Source organism: Vicinamibacterales bacterium (assembly GCA_036012125.1).
GTDB lineage: Bacteria > Acidobacteriota > Vicinamibacteria > Vicinamibacterales > UBA823 > UBA11600.
The window spans coordinates 249,870-267,040 of the sequence record DASCOS010000009.1 but is presented as its reverse complement, the minus strand read 5'-3'; the positions used below and the strand labels follow the sequence as shown (position 1 = coordinate 267,040).

General features: G+C 56.0%; 12 protein-coding genes. 4 read left to right on the top strand and 8 right to left on the bottom strand.

Annotated elements, in window-relative coordinates; translation table 11 throughout:
• Positions 1 to 9: 9 nt before the first annotated feature.
• The 3 genes from QGH09_04045 to QGH09_04035 all read right to left on the bottom strand — a co-directional run bounded on the left by QGH09_04045 (position 10) and on the right by QGH09_04035 (position 3,870).
• Complete coding sequence (locus QGH09_04045; protein ID HJO17356.1) at positions 10 to 2,442, bottom strand: DNA topoisomerase IV subunit A; 2,433 nt, start codon at positions 2,440 to 2,442, stop codon at positions 10 to 12.
• A 117-nt stretch (positions 2,443 to 2,559) separates the two neighbouring features.
• Positions 2,560 to 3,219: a CoA pyrophosphatase gene (locus QGH09_04040; protein HJO17355.1), complete on the bottom strand. Its 660-nt coding sequence runs from the start codon at positions 3,217 to 3,219 to the stop codon at positions 2,560 to 2,562.
• An 81-nt stretch (positions 3,220 to 3,300) separates the two neighbouring features.
• A complete protein-coding gene (locus QGH09_04035) occupies positions 3,301 to 3,870 on the bottom strand; it encodes a peptidylprolyl isomerase (protein ID HJO17354.1) in 570 nt (189 codons plus the stop codon).
• 269 nt (positions 3,871 to 4,139) lie between these two features.
• Between QGH09_04035 and QGH09_04030 the strand changes: the two genes are divergently transcribed.
• Entirely contained in the window at positions 4,140 to 7,028 is a 2,889-nt protein-coding gene (locus tag QGH09_04030; protein HJO17353.1) for a DUF349 domain-containing protein, read from the top strand.
• 16 nt (positions 7,029 to 7,044) lie between these two features.
• On the opposite strand, the gene tenA is transcribed toward QGH09_04030, so the two are convergent.
• Positions 7,045 to 7,800: a thiaminase II gene (gene tenA / locus QGH09_04025; protein ID HJO17352.1), complete on the bottom strand. Its 756-nt coding sequence runs from the start codon at positions 7,798 to 7,800 to the stop codon at positions 7,045 to 7,047.
• An 11-nt stretch (positions 7,801 to 7,811) separates the two neighbouring features.
• Positions 7,812 to 9,089 carry a dipeptidase gene (locus tag QGH09_04020; protein HJO17351.1) on the bottom strand — a complete coding sequence of 426 codons (1,278 nt, stop codon included), beginning with the start codon at positions 9,087 to 9,089 and terminating at the stop codon, positions 7,812 to 7,814.
• Between the two features lie 177 nt (positions 9,090 to 9,266).
• On the opposite strand from QGH09_04020, the gene QGH09_04015 reads away from it, so the two are divergent.
• The gene (locus tag QGH09_04015; protein HJO17350.1) at positions 9,267 to 10,034 is read left to right on the top strand and encodes an FTR1 family protein; all 768 of its coding nucleotides are present in this window, start codon (positions 9,267 to 9,269) and stop codon (positions 10,032 to 10,034) included.
• A gap of 86 nt (positions 10,035 to 10,120) precedes the next feature.
• Here the strand turns inward: QGH09_04015 and QGH09_04010 are convergent, their stop codons facing one another.
• Both QGH09_04010 and QGH09_04005 read right to left on the bottom strand, forming a co-directional pair.
• Positions 10,121 to 10,378, bottom strand: a complete 258-nt coding sequence (locus QGH09_04010; GenBank protein ID HJO17349.1) for a hypothetical protein — start codon at positions 10,376 to 10,378, stop codon at positions 10,121 to 10,123.
• 242 nt (positions 10,379 to 10,620) lie between these two features.
• Positions 10,621 to 13,218, bottom strand: a complete 2,598-nt coding sequence (locus QGH09_04005; GenBank protein ID HJO17348.1) for a CehA/McbA family metallohydrolase — start codon at positions 13,216 to 13,218, stop codon at positions 10,621 to 10,623.
• 182 nt (positions 13,219 to 13,400) lie between these two features.
• Between QGH09_04005 and QGH09_04000 the strand changes: the two genes are divergently transcribed.
• Positions 13,401 to 14,531 (top strand): DGQHR domain-containing protein, encoded by a 1,131-nt coding sequence (locus QGH09_04000; GenBank protein HJO17347.1) that lies wholly within the window; start codon positions 13,401 to 13,403, stop codon positions 14,529 to 14,531.
• Positions 14,532 to 14,603: 72 nt separating this feature from the next.
• Here QGH09_04000 and QGH09_03995 read toward each other — a convergent pair whose 3' ends face one another.
• Positions 14,604 to 15,701 carry an FAD-dependent oxidoreductase gene (locus QGH09_03995; protein HJO17346.1) on the bottom strand — a complete coding sequence of 366 codons (1,098 nt, stop codon included), beginning with the start codon at positions 15,699 to 15,701 and terminating at the stop codon, positions 14,604 to 14,606.
• A gap of 520 nt (positions 15,702 to 16,221) precedes the next feature.
• Between QGH09_03995 and QGH09_03990 the strand changes: the two genes are divergently transcribed.
• Positions 16,222 to 17,157 (top strand): hypothetical protein, encoded by a 936-nt coding sequence (locus QGH09_03990; protein ID HJO17345.1) that lies wholly within the window; start codon positions 16,222 to 16,224, stop codon positions 17,155 to 17,157.
• The last annotated feature ends 14 nt before the right edge of the window (positions 17,158 to 17,171 follow it).

Below are 17,171 nucleotides of genomic sequence, written 5' to 3'. Positions count from 1 at the left end.
ATGTCAGCCTCAGTTGTCGACTGGTACGGCCGGCACCTCGGGCTGGGCTGGAATGACTCGCATGAATTGTCCTCGTTGAAGGAGTTCCCGGCCTTTACCGCCGCGCCCAGTGACCTCATATTTTGCGGTGCTAATGGTCTGTGTCGCGCTGCGGCTGGTTTCCACTGTCAGCAGGTCGCGTTCGCCCGTCGATGCCACGAAGCCGAGCACGCGGTCGGTGTCCCGCTTGATCTTAATCAGGATTACACCCTTGCCGGGTCCCGAGAGATAGTTAATCTCGTCAGCACGGCAAAGGAGTGCTCGTGCCTGCTGCGTCGCAACGATCAAGATTTCTTCGCCGGTCGTGGTGGCGACACCAATGACCTCGGTGCTTTTCGCGGGACGAGCGAACCGGCGCCCGGTACGGGTGCTTGGTTCGACGAACGACTGGAGACCAAAGCGCAGACTGTAGCCGTCGCTGGTCACCGCGACTCCGTGCACAGGGGGGACATCATCCTCCGTCGCGGCGACAATGTCGCCGGTGGTTGCTCGAGGGTCGAGGCTTACCGCTGCAACGATCCGCTCGCCATCTTTCAGTTTAAATAACCGTTGAATCGGTTCGCCGTGACCGGTTGATGCTGGCACGTCAATGATCCGACATGTGTAGGCGGTACCGTAGTTAGTGAAAAACGCAGCCGTCGATCTTGTGCTGCCAGCTAGGACGCTCAGCACCGAATCACCTTCACGTAGACGGGTTGTAGATAGGTCAGGGGGGTTCTTCTGGCGTTTTACCCAACCGTCGCACGATACGATGACGAAGTTATCTTCTTCGACGATGAAATCTTCAGCTGAGTATTCGACGTCGTCCTCGTCGGGCTCAATGGCAGTCCGGCGGCCGTCGGCCTTCGCGCTCCCGTAGGTTTTTTGGATGTCCACAATTTCGTCGCGGACCAGCGTCCAGCGAGCTTCTTCGTCCTTTAGTAAGCCACCGATTTTTCGCGCCCGTCGTTTCTTGGCTGAGAGTTCTTCTCGAATTTGAAGAATTTCCAGTCGTGCTAGCCGATAGATCTTTAGTTCAAGGACTGCATCGGTTTGCTCCGCATCGAGCGAGAACCGCTTCATTATTTTCTTTGCGGCATCGGCTTTTCCGTCGGAGCCACGTATCAATTTGATGATGGCGTCGAGGGCGTCGAAGACTTTCGCAAAGCCTTCGAGAATGTGTATCCGTCGTTTGAGCGCTGCCAACTCGTGCTCGAGCCGACGGGTGACCACAACCAACCGGAACTTTAGGAAGTTAAACAACGCTTCATGCAGGTCGAGCTGATAGGGCCGGCCAACCTCTCGACCGTCTGGGAGTTCTTCTGGCACAAGGCACGTTAGGTTGACGGTGATGCTCGTTTGTAACGGCGTATGCTTGAAGAGATAGGCCAACACCATCTTCTCGTCTGCTTCTCGCTTGAGTTCTAGCGCAATACAGATTTCGTCGGTCGAGAGGTCCCTGACATCGAGCAACGGCGGCAGCTTGCGACTTAACGCCACGGCGGCGATTCGCTCGATGAGTTGCGCTTTGTTTACGGTGTAGGGCACGCTCGTGATGTAGACGAGCTTGCCACTGCGCGTAGTGGGTCCAGTTTTCCAGGTAGCGCGCAGACGGATAACACCCGAGCCAGTTTTGTAGATACTCTTTAGTTCTTTGGGCGAGTTCAAGATCTGACCCCCGGTCGGGAAGTCAGGGCCTTTAACCCACTGGCATAGTCGGACCGAGCTCAGCTCGAAATCACTGTCGAGAAGCTTGAGTAGCGCGGTACAGACTTCGCCAAGGTTGTGCGGTGGGATATTGGTTGCCATGCCGACCGCGATACCGGTCGCGCCATTAATGAGCAAGTTGGGGAGACGCGAGGGAAGAACCGTCGGCTCTTGGCGGCTACCGTCGTAGTTGGGTTGGAAACTCACCGTTCCCTGATCGATTTCGGTAAGAATATCGTCCGCCACTCGTGCGAGACGACATTCGGTGTACCGCATCGCTGCTGCGCGGTCGCCATCGAGTGACCCGAAGTTGCCCGAGCCGTCGATGAGGGGGTAACGCAATGAGAACGGCTGTGCCATGCGCACTAGGGAATCGTAGAGGGCCGTGTCGCCGTGCGGGTGGTAATTTCCCATAACGTCGCCGACCACCTTGGCGCACTTGCGATGCTTAACATCAGCTGTGAGACGCTGGTCCCACATCGTGTAGAGGATGCGACGCTGCACAGGTTTGAGCCCGTCGCGAACGTCAGGTAGCGCGCGGGAGGTGATAACCGAAAGAGCGTAATTAAGATAGCGCGCTTCCGCAGCTTCATGCAGAGAGACGCTGGGCTCTTCGGGCACGCTGCTGCCCTTCCGCTTTCCGCGCGACAGTGAATCGTCGCCTTCGGTGAGATCGAGCAGTGCTCCCCTTTTTTTCTTGGACTTTCGACGAGCCAAACTGCGAGTACCTCCTTAGCCGCTGGGGAGTGGTGGTTTACCTACGAGAGGGAGACAACCCAGGGACTCTTCCCTTGTTTCGGTCGTTCGGTGTGGATCGTTAGGTGGCCCGACGGATCAGGTCCACGGGTCGGGTTCGTAGCCGAGCAGGTGAAGAAACTCGGCGATTATCATCGCTGTTGCACCCCACACCCGTATCCCCGAGAGATCGAAGTACGGAACGTCGATATCAATGCCGTCGCGTGTCTGGTGACGGCGCCCAAGACAACCCGGCTCAAGGAGCACTTGGACCGCAGCTTCCAAGACCCGGGTGACTTCACTAGAGTTGGGTCGAAATTCGGGCCGCTCCGATATGGCACCGACGATAGGATATAGAAGAAAGCTACTGACCGGGATTTGAATCGGGGTGAGTGTACCCAACACGCGTACGGTATCAGGTTGCACACCACATTCTTCGAATGCTTCTCGTAACGCCGTAGCCTCGATAGTCTCGGAAGGCTCAAGGGTGCCGCCAGGTAACGAGACTTGCCCACCATGCCGAGGCAGCGTGCCAGCTCGCTCAGTTAAGAGCATGTGGGGCTTTCCGTCGAGAGGATATAGAAGAAGGAGGCCGGCCGCTTTACGTAACGAAGTCTTATCCTTGTGTAGCGGCCGGCGTGGGCGGGGCGCCATATCAAGGTGGGCCGCCTCGCCGGGTTTTTCCCGGTACAGGGCCGCACGAACGTGGTTTTCAAAAGCGCCGAACGAAAAAAACAGTCGAGAAATGGACTTATCCATTGGCAACAGCAGCGATACGACGCGGCAGCGGGTGGGGCAGCCCTGGGCGTCGCGTGTTGCGGTGCCCAGGGCAGGAAGTGACTACTGAAGACGGATGGCGTTGATTACGATCGGCGTTGACGGCACATCCCGATAGGGTCCGCTCGTCCCAGTGGCTGCATTCTCAATTTGATCAACCACGTTCATCCCGTCAGTAACCTTGCCGAAGACCGCGTAGCCGTATTGAGCAGGGTCGGTACCTCGGTTATTTAGAGCACGATTGTTTACGGTATTAATAAAGAACTGCGCCGTTGCACTGTCAACTTCGCCGGTACGTGCCATCGCCAAGGTGCCCCGCTCGTTTCCCACGCCGTTAGTCGCTTCGTTCTTGATCGACGCGTTGGTCTCCTTCCGCATCATTTCTTGGGTGAAGCCGCCACCCTGAATCATGAAGCCCTTGATCACTCGGTGGAAGATCGTGCCGCCAAAAAACCCAGACTCCACATAGCCAAGAAAGTTCTCAACGCTAATCGGCGCCTTGTCTCGATAGAGCTCGGCTGTAATGTTCCCAACACTGGTTTCAATGACGACGACCGGGTTTTGGGCCGAGGCGGGGACGGCAGCAAACAGGACACTGAGACACGCAGTTCCGATAACAGCACGCAGGGGCATGAGGGACTCCTTAATTTAACGAGATGAACATCACTGGGCGCCTGAACTCATATATTTTGGATTGCGATCCGAAACCTCTGATTCCACAGGGGTCGGGATCAGGCTAGGCTGACGGAGCCGACAGTCCACAACCCGACCTCGAGTATGCATAATTATCGGCGAACCTGTCTAGTCGCCTGGCGTAGCCCGGCTTACTTAGACCAGTGGCGCGAGTTCGTCGGGGTTTTGTAAACTATGGACACGTGGCATATTAACGCTGACACGAATTGATGAGCATCCTCGATAAGATCCGGCCTAACCCAGAGTGGAAGCACGAAGACCCAGCGGTTCGCGTTGCGGCTGTGCGGCAGCTTGCTGATGATGAGGATACGGACGAAATCCTGCTTGAAATTTTGAGAAGCGATGTCGACGCGAAAGTGCGTCAGGTAGCAGTTGAGCGTCTGGACGATCTCGAGGCGCTGACGGCGATTGTGCGTGAAGAAGCGGATGAAATGGTGCGCGCGACGGCAGCCGCTATATTGGTCGATCTAGTAACAACCACCAACGATGTCGCGATTGGCGTTACTGCACTCAGGGCGCTTACCGATCAACGGGACCTTGCTGATGTGGCACGTGCCGCCGACCATGAGTCGATTGCCACCGAAGCTTTGACACGGGTGACCGAAGTTAAATTGCTCGGTGGGTTGGCGCGCCGCGCTGGCTATAACGGCGTACGCCTTGAAGCGCTTTCAAGGCTTAGCACCGATGAGACCGGTGAACTTATCGCGGTGGCAATAAAGAGCGATCACAAGGATGTTGCCCTTACTGCGTTTAGCCGATTGGCTGAAGCGCCGCCGTCAAACACAGATGCAGCTCGTGGTTTAGCTGCAATCGCCTTGCGTGCCAAGAATAAGATTGTGGCCCGGCGAGCAAGAGCAGTGGTCAAGGAACGAGAAATAGTAGCCGGTGCTGATGCTGACAGCGAAGCCAAGCGTGTGGAACTCTGTGAACGGGTTGAAGGTCTGAGTGGTTCTGAAGACTGGTCGGTTGTTATCGATGGACTGCGCGAAGCGGAGAGCGCCTGGTCTAATCTAGGCGGAGGCGATCAATCCGAAGACGGTTGCTCGAATCGATTCGTGACCGCGGTGACCGTACTAAGAAAACGTATTGACGAGCATCATCGGTCTCAGGCGGATGAGGCTCTGCGACGCAAGAAGCGGGCCGAGCAGGCTGCGCCACGGGTCACCCTATGCGAGTGTGTCGAGCGCGCTGAGGGTAAAGATGTGCCGGCGGAGGTGGAGTCGGCAAAGACGGCTTGGGATGTGTTACCGGCTGCAGAGTTGTTAAGCGTCGAGGAAAGCTCTGGACTGACGAGACGGTTCGACGATGGATGTGCCTCAGCGCTCAGGCGTCATGAAATGTTCAGTGAGATTCTCTCCTGGCGACACCAGGTCGAAAAGGATCTCGAATCGATAGAAGCGAAGGTTGCCGCGGGCGCTCTTGACGAGGTCTCATCGACCTGGCCGTCTTTAAAGAAGGGATGGCCGAGGCTTGAAGGTTCTTGGACAGAGGGGCTCCGAGGTCGGGTCCATGCGATCAACGATGCGTTGCGCACGAAGAAAGAAGCTATACGCGCTTCAGAAACTGAACGGCGTCGGATTAATCTCTCGCGGTTGACGCAGCGTTGCGATCAGCTTGAGGCGCTCACCGTTTCGCCTGTGATGACATTGAAGCAGGTGGAGCGCGGCTACCGAGACGTCCGCAAGGCACTCGAGCATACACCGGCCTTGCCAACAAAACACGACCGTACTTCATTTGAGGCGCGGTTGAAAGCATTGCAGAAGATGCTCCATCCGAAGCTGTATGAGCTTCGTGAGATCGAGTCCTGGAGGCGCTGGGCAAATGTAAATGTCCAAGAAGAACTTTGTCAACGTGTTGAGGCGTTAGCCGACCGTGAAGACTTGGCTGAGGTAGCACGTGAGTTGCGTGAGGTCGTTGCCCAGTGGAAAACCGTTGCGACGGTGCCTCGTGAGCGAGCTGCTGAGCTTTGGCAGCGCTTCAAGACTGCCCATGATCAGGCTTATGCGAGGTGCGCAACATATTTTGCAGAGCAAGCCAAAGCTAGGAAGGCAAATCTAATAAAGAAGATAGCGCTGTGTGAGCAGGTTGAAGCATTGGTGACATCGACCGATTGGCTCAAGACGGCGGCGCGTATCGTGGAGTTACAGGCCGTATGGAAGGCCATCGGTGGAGTGCCAAGGAAGCACTCACAAGCGACCTGGAAGCGGTTTCGTGGAGCTTGCGACCAGTTTTTTGAACGACGTAAAGCAAATCTCAATCAACAGAAGGAGGTCTGGGCAAAGAACTACTCCCATAAGGAAGCGCTCTGCAAACAAGCTGAAGCGTTAGCCGATTCGGCTGATGCTGAAGCAGTAAAAACGGTTAGACGGCTTGAGATGGAATGGCGGAGGATTGGGCCCGTCAAGCGAAGCAAGTCGGATGCAATCTGGCAACGGTTTCGAGTTGCCTGCACGAAAGTTTCGGAAAGGTTGACCGAGCAGGAAGAAGCGCGGCTGGCTGACCAGATTGCTGCTCGTGAGACGTTGTGCGCAAGGCTTGAAGCACTTCTTCCTCTCGAATCAGTTGCCAAAGGCGAGGCGTCGCCAACCCCACCGGAGGATATGGCAGACCAAGTGTCAGCCGTTCGTCGTCAGTGGGGGCAGGCTGATGGATTGCCGGAACAGCGTGCCCGGCAGCTCAACTCCAGATTCCATGATTCGATCGGTAGGCTCGTCGAGAGGTTTCCCGAGGCATTTCATGATACGGACCTCGATCCGGAGGTGAGCCGACAGAGGATGGAGCTGCTGTGTGAACGGATTGAGAGTCTGCTCGTGTCGGACAAGGTGGATACTAAGACCGAATTATCTCCAGCCGAGCTTCTAGCCAGCAGTTGGCGTGAGACGCTAGCTGCCAATACGATGGGTGCCAAGGTCGATCCTGCGGCCGAGCGTCGTGCGAGCGTGGAAGAAGCCAAGCGGGTTCAGCTAGAGTGGAAGCGGCTCCCACCGCCATACGGTGAGGAGGGAAAACGTATAACCAAGCGGTTCACACAAGCCTGTGATCGGTTCTTCGCTCAGAGTAAGCGTAAGCCTACCAAGCCGTCACGTCAGGCGGGTTAAGTGCTCCATATCCAGGTTATCTAGATGGCCAGGTCTGGCTCCGATAGGCTGCGTCCCAGAACAGCCACTCGTAACTGCTGCTACGGCGGAAGTGTTCGTGCATCCGTTCCCGGGTCGTTGCATCGGCGGTCGCGGCCACTGAGTCGACCATTTGGATGACGGCGGTAACGGTGTCCGCGTATCCAGGCGCAATATAGGTGTCGATCCAGGCTTGGTAGAGTGGGTTCGGCGAACCACTGGATTGGAGCGCTTTCCCAACCTCCCAGTAAATCCAATAGCACGGCAATAAGGCTGCGATCACTTCTGCAAATGGGCGGTGGTCAGCGGTGACGATGAGGAAGTTAGCGTAAGCAAAAGCGTTTGGCGTCGAATCAATCTTCGCAGCCTCCGCCTCACTTATACCGAGACTCGCAAAGACCTCTCTATGTAACCGACGCTCTTCTTCAAGGCTATCCTGTGCATCGGCAGCTAACTGTTTGGCCCATGCCCGGTCGGGAGCCTTGGTGGCCGCAGTTGTTAGTGCGTCCGCGAAAGCTTGCAAATAAAGGGTGTCCTGAACGACGTAGGAGGCGAAGATATCAGGAGGAAGTGACCCATCCTGCATTCCGGTCAAAAACGGGTGTTCGAGGATCGCATCGTACACATTCTGGTTAGCATTCCACAGCTCGTCGGAAAATGTTTGGGCTGCCAAAGGTTGTGTGGCCGAGCACATTGCAATCATGGCGGCAGAAAGTAACCGACTCTCCCACATCTTGCTTATCCAGAATTTCATTAGGAATCTCGCTATCTCCCATCCAGGTGTTCGATAAGCGTTGGTGATGGCGGTCGTGTACGTTGGAGACGTTCGGCGACCGCTTCGGCTTCACGCATCACCCGTAGCACGTTTACGCCGAGAATGCCCATCACGTGCTCATCAGTGTAACCTCTCCGTAGCAGTTCGGCCGTCAGGGACGGGTAGGTCGACACATCCTCTAAACCTACCGGCACACTTGAGATTCCGTCGAAATCACTGCCGATACCGATGTGCTCGAGCCCTGCGATGTCGCGGACGTGATCGATGTGGTCGGCGACCTGGCTGAGCGTTGCGCGCGGCGTCGGATTCGCTTCTAGCCAGGTTTGCATTCCGGCTTCGATGGCGTTCGCGTTGCCAGGATACGCGGCTTCCAATCTTAACTCCTCCACCTCGGCTGCTCGGCCATGGCCCGCGACGTCAGGCGAGATAAACTGCGGCACGAAGGTCACCATTACGACACCGCCATTCTCGGCTACCAGGCGAAGCACGTCATCTGGCACGTTACGCGGCACGTCAGTCAACGCGCGCGCGGAGGAATGCGAAAAGATGACCGGGGCTTCAGTTATTCGGAGGGCGTCCCGCATCGTATCAGGCGAGACATGGCTCAGGTCGATGAGCATGCCGAGCCAATTCATCTCACGGATGACCTCCTCGCCGAATCGCGATAGTCCACCAAGTACCGGTTCGTCGGTGCTGGAATCAGCCCATGGGACATTACTGCCATGGGTCAGTGTCATGTAGCGGACACCGAGCCGGTAGAACATGCGAAGCGTTGCTAGCGAAGAATCGATTGAATGGCCGCCTTCCATGCCCATCATTGAAGCGACTTTACCGCCACGAAAGATTCGTTCAACATCGTCAGCCGTGAGTGCCAGTTCGAACGCTTCGGGATAGCGGCGCATCATCTGGTGCACGGTGTCGACTTCTTCGAGTGTCGCCGTGACCGCATCAGCTCCGACGAAGCTAGCTGGAACATAGACCGACCAAAACTGGGCACCGACCCCACCTTCACGCAATCGTGGAATGTCGGTGTGGATTGACGGCTGTGCAACACGAATATCCAACCGATTCAAATCTCGTTCAACGTTCTGCCGTAAGGCCCACGGGAAGTCATTATGGCCGTCGATTAGCGGTGTCTCTTTCTGCAACGCGCGCGCTCTCTCGTCCAGGTTTTGTTGAGCGACGGGGTGAGCCGTGACCGACGTAACCATGAGAGGCAGGGCAACGCAGCAGAATACGAGATGAATAGTGGTAGATCGTAAAGACATTGTTGGCCTCACGCGTATAGATGTGGTTTCGCTCTATACAACTTTAACTTGGCACCTCAACTTGGGCAACGATCACAGTTGACCGATTCTCGTCCTTGACAGTAGACTTACCAGTTAATACTGAGACTGAATCTCATTTTATTGGTGCATTTGGTAGTGGGAAAGCCGTGAGGACTCATGCTGCAAGCCTTCGTTATCACGCTCAGGGAAGGGCTCGAAGCGTTTCTTATTATCGCCATTAGCTTGGCCTACCTGCGAAAAAGTGGCCGGGCGCAGCTTATTCCGGCCATTTATTGGGGCATCGTTGTTTCGATCGCCCTGAGTATTTTGGCCGGTATTGCCTTCCAACGGGCTTCCAATCAGGCTTTGTGGGAGGGTGTATTGGCAATTGCCGCAGGTGTGATGGTGGCTTCGCTAACATTCCATATGTTGCGTGTCGCGAAGAAGCTGAAGGGTGAAATTGAAGAGCGATTGCGGGAGTCGAGCCAAAGACCTGGCGTGTGGGCTTTCCTTGGAGTTTTTGGCTTCACACTGCTAATGATCACACGGGAAGGGATGGAGGCAGCGCTTTTGATGAACGCGCTGCTGTTTCAAGTGCGGTCAGCACAACTCGTTGTGGGGGCGACAGCTGGCATTCTGAGCGCCGCGTTTGTGGCTTGGCTCTGGTCTCGCTATGGCCATCGGGTGAATCTGACGAGGTTCTTCCAAGTCACCGCAATCTTTCTGATGGTTTTCGTTGTACAGCTATTCATTTACGGATTTCACGAGTTGACCGAGGCCAACATTTTTCCCTATAGCGAACCGCTCCACTGGGCGACTGAGCCCTATGGCCCAGACGGCAGGTATGGGCAGTATTTGACTTACCTATTGGTGCTATTACCGGTCAGTTGGTTGGCGTATACATCGTGGCGAGTGCGCGGCGTTGAGACCGCTGTTAGACGCTAGGCCACTGGCAAGAAGAGGTTACCAGCACCTCTTCTGGTCACGCTCGTTGAGAATTGCCTTTGCGAGCACTAGTGATGCGCCGAGCCTCAAGCGTCCTGCAAATCTTTCTGTTCCTCATCAGCATCAGCCTCGAGTTCGGCAAATGCCTCGGCCTGCCAATCGGGCATCGGCTGTGGGCCGGCTATGATGCCAGCAAGATCTGGATCAGCATCTCTAGAACGTTCGGGCGCGTTAGCACGGCGCTCTTTGGCAGCTTCCTTCCGCGCCATCCGATCCTTTTGTCGCTCGACTCGAGCGCGTTCTTTCTGGCGTTTCTGGAGCGTCGGTCGTCCTCGTTGGGCCATAAGCCTTCCCCCTTAAGTGTTCGACTTGAGTCCCTCCAACTCCACCATTCTTTCGCTCGCTACGGACAGAGTAGGGCGGGGTTTCTGAACGGCAGCCATCCGTCGCAGCCAAGAGGCACCTACGCTCAGCGCCCTACACACGGATGTGACTCAGTAGGTTTTCGACGCGGCGGCCAAATCCCGCGAAGTGCTTGCTACTCTACCAGATACCGGCTTGTGGCGCAATTCACGAGCGAAGTTAACTATCGTGACTCTTCAATGAAACCGCGATACACCTGGCGAGCCTGTTCGAATTGCTCGAAGACGTGCGACCGCTCCCGAACTGAACGCCAGCCGGGCCAAGCTTCAGCCATTCCTTGTAGCTTATCGATCCAGCGCAAGGAGTAGGCAGCAGACTCTTGCGACCGAACCGGGTGATCGCCAACGGTTATCCAGACGGGGTTGGTGAATGCCTGCGCAAAATCAGCGTCAAGAGGAAAACGTTCATCGGAGCGGCCCTCAACACGTAAGTGATACCATCCGCTGCCGGATACCGACAGCGTGCGTGACATTTCGGCCTCGTGCCGGTTTCCCTCTAAAAGCACCTCTTCAATAACATCACCGTTCCAAACGAGTATTAGGCGTTCGATTGGGGTGATCGACCTGACCCAGGCTCGAAGTTCTACAGTGCCGCCTTGCTCGGGCAGGTTCACCGTCTCGCCGGGGATGGCTCCATCAACGGTGAACTCAACGAGTGGACCGGTTGACACGAATGCGTGACCAGCTCGAAGTCCCTCGAACCAAGCGTCCATTGTTAGGCCGCGTTCACCGGTATGGATGTAAGTGCGCACCGACCCAACCAGTTTACTCGCGTGCAAATTACTAATGGAATCCTCGCCACCAACGGCTGTGACACGGAGACCGTTGTTCCACGCAGCGTATACGGGAAAGAATCCTGCTCGCCCTGCGCCAGACCACTCAACGGCGTCAGTTGTACCCAACGCCGCATCTACCATGAAACCCTTAGCACCGCCGAGTGCCCCTTCGAGGGGGTCACTGTTTCCGAAGAAGGCGTGAACGTAACCGACCGTGGCACCTTGCGCTTTGGCCTTAAGGAACATATCGGTGTTGCTCGGGTACAGGCTCTCGATCGCCGTGCCTTCATAGCCGGTTGTGAACGGCGAAATTAAATGATCTTCGAGACCGAACATAAAGACATGGCCATAGAAAGGCGGCCGGTATTCCTGTCCAACTACCAGGATGCGCTCTGGTGTGGATATCGGATGTGCACCACCGCCGGGAACGAAAACGTGATGGTCCAAAATGCGATTGTCTTTGTTGGCGATCTGCTCATTGACGATGTCCTGGTCCTCGGCGGCAGACATCATCATCAGGTTGTCGAGTGTGTTGTGTAGGTTCCCGGCATAATTCATGTGAACATGGGTCGAACCGCTGTACCAGCCTTTGGCAGCCATGTCGGTCAACGGGTCGACTCCGACCGTAAGGTTTGTGACCTCCCCGGCCGTGATTTCTGCCGTTAGCTCTTCCGGGGAAAATTCGAACCCCTTTACCACGGTCAGATTCACCGTGCCGACTGGCAGTTCGACCCTAGCGGTCCCGCGGGAGTGAAAAATCCTGTCGCCTTCGCCGGTTACCCTCGCGTAAGCGTTTGTCGGGGCGTAAAATTTACCGTCACTGGCTGTTAAGTGAACGCGTACCGCGGTTGCTTCACCGGTAGCACCGTCGTGAGTGTTTAACGACAGGATGCCCATCGGTCGCTTCCAACGACGGTCAGAAATCTCGAGCCTTCGCTGTGCACCGCCATACGTCTCGAGTAGGGCCAACTGCGGTAGGCCATTGGCGTTGGAAACATAGGCGACCCACTCACCATCGGGTGACCATCTCGGGTGGAACGCGTCGTGGTTGAAGAAGGTCATCTTGTACGGCTCACCTCCAGAAGTCGGTTGCACGTAAAGATTCGAGAATTGGTCAGCTGTGCCAGAGGTAGACGAGTAGACCAACCGCTTGCCATCGATCGAGACATCTGGGCGCGTTCGGTAGAGTGTCTGCTCGCCTAGAATCGTCTCTGCTTCCTCGATACCTAATGGAATAACTGGTAACCGAATGACATTGCCCGATCCCAACGGAACATCACGATTTGAGACAAGCAGCAACTCTCTTCCGTTCGGCATCCAAGCTGGCATTAGGTGCATGTCCCACTCTCCGAAGTACAGACGGTCGCGGCCGAACGAATTGTCCTTGGTGATGGCAATTTCGTCTCCGGCCCACTGCCCGTCGTGGATCGGCCTGACATAGACATTGAAGTGGCCGTTCGGCTTAGTCGACACGTAGGCGAGTTGGAAGCCGTCAGGAGAAAAGACGGGGTCGGTGTAGATGAACTCATCACTTGTCAGTGTGTGGACTCTCTGGGTGTTGACGTTCACGACTTCAAGCTGAATGGTCGTGCCGCCGTCATCCGCGGTGTAGGCGATCCAGTGACCATCAGGTGACCAGTCAGGTGCTGAGTGATATTTTTTGTTGTAGCTGAGCTCGTGCGCGAGCCCGGTCTCGGGATCGACTTTCCAAATTGACCCGTTCATGGCGACCGCAATCCAGCGGCCGTCAGGCGACCAACTCGGAGCCCAGGGGGTAGAGCTTGGCGCCGGTGAAAAGTAGTAGTTGTGCATGTAGTTCCCACCGTGCTGTGCCGATGGATACGGCCTGCTGGAAGGCTGCCCTAGCACAGGCGTTGAACCCAGAACCGCAGCACAGACTAGGGTAAGGAACATCGTGCCGAATCGCTGTGAGCTATCCCAATGGCCCCATTTTGGGCACCGAATACGGCCGATTCTGGAGTACATAGGTCCTAACTCCTTGTCGTAATGAGGTTGAGCAGTGAAAAAGCCGTTGAGTCCCGCATGATAAGCCGTTATTATACGCGTCTTTAGCGACCCACATGGGGTAGGTCGTTAGCCCGCTGCGCGCGGGGAATCGCTGGCATCTCGTTGGTGCTAGTGGGCCTGAGAGGGGCCTTGCGCACATCATGATTAACGTAGCTGCCATTCGCATGCAGCAGTTCGGGGTGCATTTTTACCAAGCCTCCCTGACAGCCGACGACATTGACCGCCTAGTTAGGTTTGAGGTGCTCGGTTACGGCGAACGGAGCCAGCCACCGGTGCGTGGGGGGAAGCGCCGCAAATCGAAGGTTAATTGGGACTTTCTTGAGCGTCGGATCGCCTCAAGTGAAAGAGCCTACCAGCGAGAAATCATTAAGCGGAAGATTGACGAGCTCGTCCAATACTACGAACAGTGTCGTCAGGCGAGAGACCTGCCATCTATTCCTGGCGCGGTGATCATCTCGTCGGATGAACCGTTGCGGTTTGAAGCTGCACAGGCGGGTTCGAGCCTTGGCATTCTGAAGGTGCCCGAGCGCGAGGGCGTCCTTCGTGCCATAGACGGGCAACACCGTCTACTAGCACTGCACGCCGACATCGAGCGATTCGGCACGGAACTGTTCAGTGTGCCGGCCGTCATTTTTGATCGGCTCCCCGAGGATCACGTGGTCCAGATGTTTGTGACGATCAATGCGAAGCACACCCGGTTGAATGCGTCGCACCTCGTGTCGCTTTCGGGGCGGCAGCTCTATCGCGATGACAATCTGGCTGCCGCCCACGACATCGTCCGTACACTTGCCGAGCGGAGCGATTCCCCACTCTGCGGTGATATCAAGCTATTAGGGGTTGGCAAGGGTCATGTCGCCCAGGCTCCTTTGGCACAGGAACTCAAGAAGCTTTTCGCCACGGAGTCTTTCGGCGGGCCAATAAAATCGGCGTCGTTTCGAAACGACGCTAAGAAGTTCTATGTGAACTACTTCCGGCAAGTCGCTCAGGTATTCGGTGCAGCGTGGAATGGGCGAAAATATAGCATCAAAAAGGCGACCGCCCTGCGTGCCTTCATCAGAGTCTCACCGTCGGTTATCAGCCGGCTTGACCAGGAGCACGCCGACAGGACGGATTTTCGCGCGATTGGCAGGATCATATCGCCTTGGGGCCGGCGGATAGGTGACCTGCGGTTTGAGACTGAGGGTGCATGGAAGCGTAGGGGGGCGACGGTCGAATCGCTCTCGACGGAACTTCGTCTAGCGCTTCAGTACCCCGAGGGAGCTTCCGTTTAGTTCATCTGGCTGCTGAAATCTACCAGCCTGACACGGGAGCTTAGTGGTCAGGCCCCCTTTATTCTAAACGCGTTACGTCATCGCGTCGAAGAACTCAGCGTTTCCATTCATGACGCGTTCCATTTCTGTTTCGCTTGGCTCCAATGTCCAATCGTTCGCCTCTCGGGTACTACCCAAGATGATTCCGTCGCGACGTGGCAACATGTAGAGCCCACCTCCCACGACCGCGTAGTCCACTTCGGGCTGTGGGAGTAATACGGTGAGCTGACCCTTGACAGGGTGTAATTCCTCGTCGCCGAAGAGTGGCTTAGCCCCTAGTCCGGTACAGTTCATTATCACTGGTTCATCAAGCATGAGTAGTTCGTCAAGGTTAGTGAATTCCCTGACGATCACCGACCGAGGGCCAGAGGCGAGTCGGACGTCGCGGAGGAGGGCTTTGAGATAGACGGATGGTTCAAACTGCAGTGTCCAACGCCGTCGCACATAGGGTGTTGGGAACGGATGCTCTGAGGGGTCCAGTTGCGCAGTTTCAGGGTAGAGGTCTTCGATGAGCCGACCAAGGCCGCGCTGAGGGCTCGGTGGGTTCTGGGAGACCAAGTAGTAGGGGACCCATCGGACACCGTATTCGTCGCCAAGATAGTCCTGAAAGTAGCGATGGGAGAGTCGCGTTGCCCGATGCCAAACGTTTTCGTATGCGGAACGATACGCCCCCGTAGGGCCGAAATACGCGGCTGACATGTTTGACGTTGTGCGCGGTGGCAGGTCTTTTGCGTAGACCGTCACTTGATAACCCTTCTGTTGGAGTAGGCGTGCGGTCGATAAGCCGACAACACCAGCTCCGACAACGGCAACCTGGGAGGCGCCAGTCTCAAGTGCCAGTTCCATGGCCAGGTGAGCAGTCCCCCAAGAGAGCGACATGCCACTTCCGCCATGACCGAAATTGTGGATGATCGTTTTGTCACCGAACGTTTCTGAGCGAAGCACGAAGCCAGATGGCCGTGTTGGGCGTAGACCAACCGTCGTTCTGATAATACGGTTGCGCGAGACATGCACCCGCCGTAGCTGGGTTCCATTCGGATTGGGTTCAAGTGGCGAGGCACAGTGAACACCGAGGCCAGCGCCGACCGCTGCGAGCCCTGCCGTTTTCAACCAGTTTCTTCGATCGACCATCTCATGCATCGTTTGCTCCTTATTCACGTCGCGGAACCGGAGGCCCGCCAAATAGACCGTCCGCTCAACTCTCGTCGCATCGCAGAGGCATTGTTTCTGGGCAATTCAAGGCTGTCAATGCACGTCCGGGATAAAACGTGGGGCCTCCCCCCGAAGAGTGGCTGCTTGGACGCCACCCTCGAAAACTGTAATTGGCAGCTACGGGGGTTTTCGTGTAGTTAAAGGTATTGTCTTTTTTTGGAATGGGAGGGGGTAGGAGATGACAGAAGCCATCGATCAACTAGTCGGACAATACGAGTCGCGACAATTGACCCACCGGGCCACACTCATCATTGTTGCATCGGCGTAGACAATTTTGATCTTGATCGTGCGGCGGACACCCTTCGCCGTAACGGTCTTGACCCGTCCTTTAATCGTGGCGTAGAGGTCTATTTTATGGACCCGGACAATACACTCGTGCAATTATCGGCCAACGACTATCGGGGCTAGCGTAGGAGCAAGGAATGAGGAGTCGATTAGGATGCTGAGGGCAGTGGACAGGAGGTTTCGCAAGCGTCTGCCAGTTCTAGTGGGTCTTTGTGTTTTCCTAGCGTGGCCAACGATTAGGGCACAGGTGCGCCAGAATCCATCACCGATGATCGACTCAACCCGCCCTCACCCGCGTATTGAGCCTCCCATCGCGGATGGTCAACGAGAAGACCTATCGGTCGGCACTCTATTCGTTTCCGGTAACTTCGGTGGCAACGAAACCGTACCAGTCATCGTTAACTTTCACCATGAGTTTTGGCTCGGTGAGCATTACGTGTCACAACTGATGCCTGATGCCGCCTTGGTGATGGTGCCCTTGGGCGTTGGTTCAAAGGTCTACAACGATGCGTTTGTCGACCCAGGCACATTTAGCTCAATGATCAACGACATTGAGTTAGCACTTGGCTGGGTGTCTGGCGGAGAGACGAAGGTTGGGAAAATCCTGCTCAGTTCGTTTAGTGCGGGCTATGGCGCGACGCGGGCCATTCTCCGTCACTCAGAGCACTACGAACGGGTCGATGGTGTCCTGCTAGCTGACGGTCTACATGCGACCTATCTGGAAGGTGAGACTCCACCACGTGTAGCCGGTCTGTCACCACCAGTGGTGGTTGAAGACCTTGACGTATTTGTCCGTTTTGCCGCCGATGCTGTAGCCGGGGAGAAGCAGATGTGGGTCACACACTCTGAAGTCTTTCCTGGCACCTATGCGAGTACGACGGAAACCGCCGATTATCTACTTGCCCAACTCGGGTTGACGCGCACAGTTGTTCTTCGAGAGGGACCGATCGGAATGCAGCAACTCAGCGAGGTCGAACAAGGCGGTTTCCATCTTGCCGGTTTTGCAGGAAATTCCGCACCCGATCACCTTGACCATCAATATGCGCTCGGGGGTTGGATCCGTCGGGTTCGCCGCTGGCTATCACGGTAAGTCTGTGTGGGTGT

Coding starts and splice junctions, on each gene's coding strand:
- QGH09_04040 (HJO17355.1), bottom strand. CDS start 3,219: ATGGATAAGTCCATTTCTCGACTGTTTTTTTCGTTCGGCGCTTTTGAA.
- QGH09_04035 (HJO17354.1), bottom strand. CDS start 3,870: ATGCCCCTGCGTGCTGTTATCGGAACTGCGTGTCTCAGTGTCCTGTTT.
- QGH09_04030 (HJO17353.1), top strand. CDS start 4,140: ATGAGCATCCTCGATAAGATCCGGCCTAACCCAGAGTGGAAGCACGAA.
- tenA (HJO17352.1), bottom strand. CDS start 7,800: ATGAAATTCTGGATAAGCAAGATGTGGGAGAGTCGGTTACTTTCTGCC.
- QGH09_04020 (HJO17351.1), bottom strand. CDS start 9,089: ATGTCTTTACGATCTACCACTATTCATCTCGTATTCTGCTGCGTTGCC.
- QGH09_04015 (HJO17350.1), top strand. CDS start 9,267: ATGCTGCAAGCCTTCGTTATCACGCTCAGGGAAGGGCTCGAAGCGTTT.
- QGH09_04010 (HJO17349.1), bottom strand. CDS start 10,378: ATGGCCCAACGAGGACGACCGACGCTCCAGAAACGCCAGAAAGAACGC.
- QGH09_04005 (HJO17348.1), bottom strand. CDS start 13,218: ATGTACTCCAGAATCGGCCGTATTCGGTGCCCAAAATGGGGCCATTGG.
- QGH09_04000 (HJO17347.1), top strand. CDS start 13,401: ATGATTAACGTAGCTGCCATTCGCATGCAGCAGTTCGGGGTGCATTTT.
- QGH09_03995 (HJO17346.1), bottom strand. CDS start 15,701: ATGGTCGATCGAAGAAACTGGTTGAAAACGGCAGGGCTCGCAGCGGTC.
- QGH09_03990 (HJO17345.1), top strand. CDS start 16,222: ATGCTGAGGGCAGTGGACAGGAGGTTTCGCAAGCGTCTGCCAGTTCTA.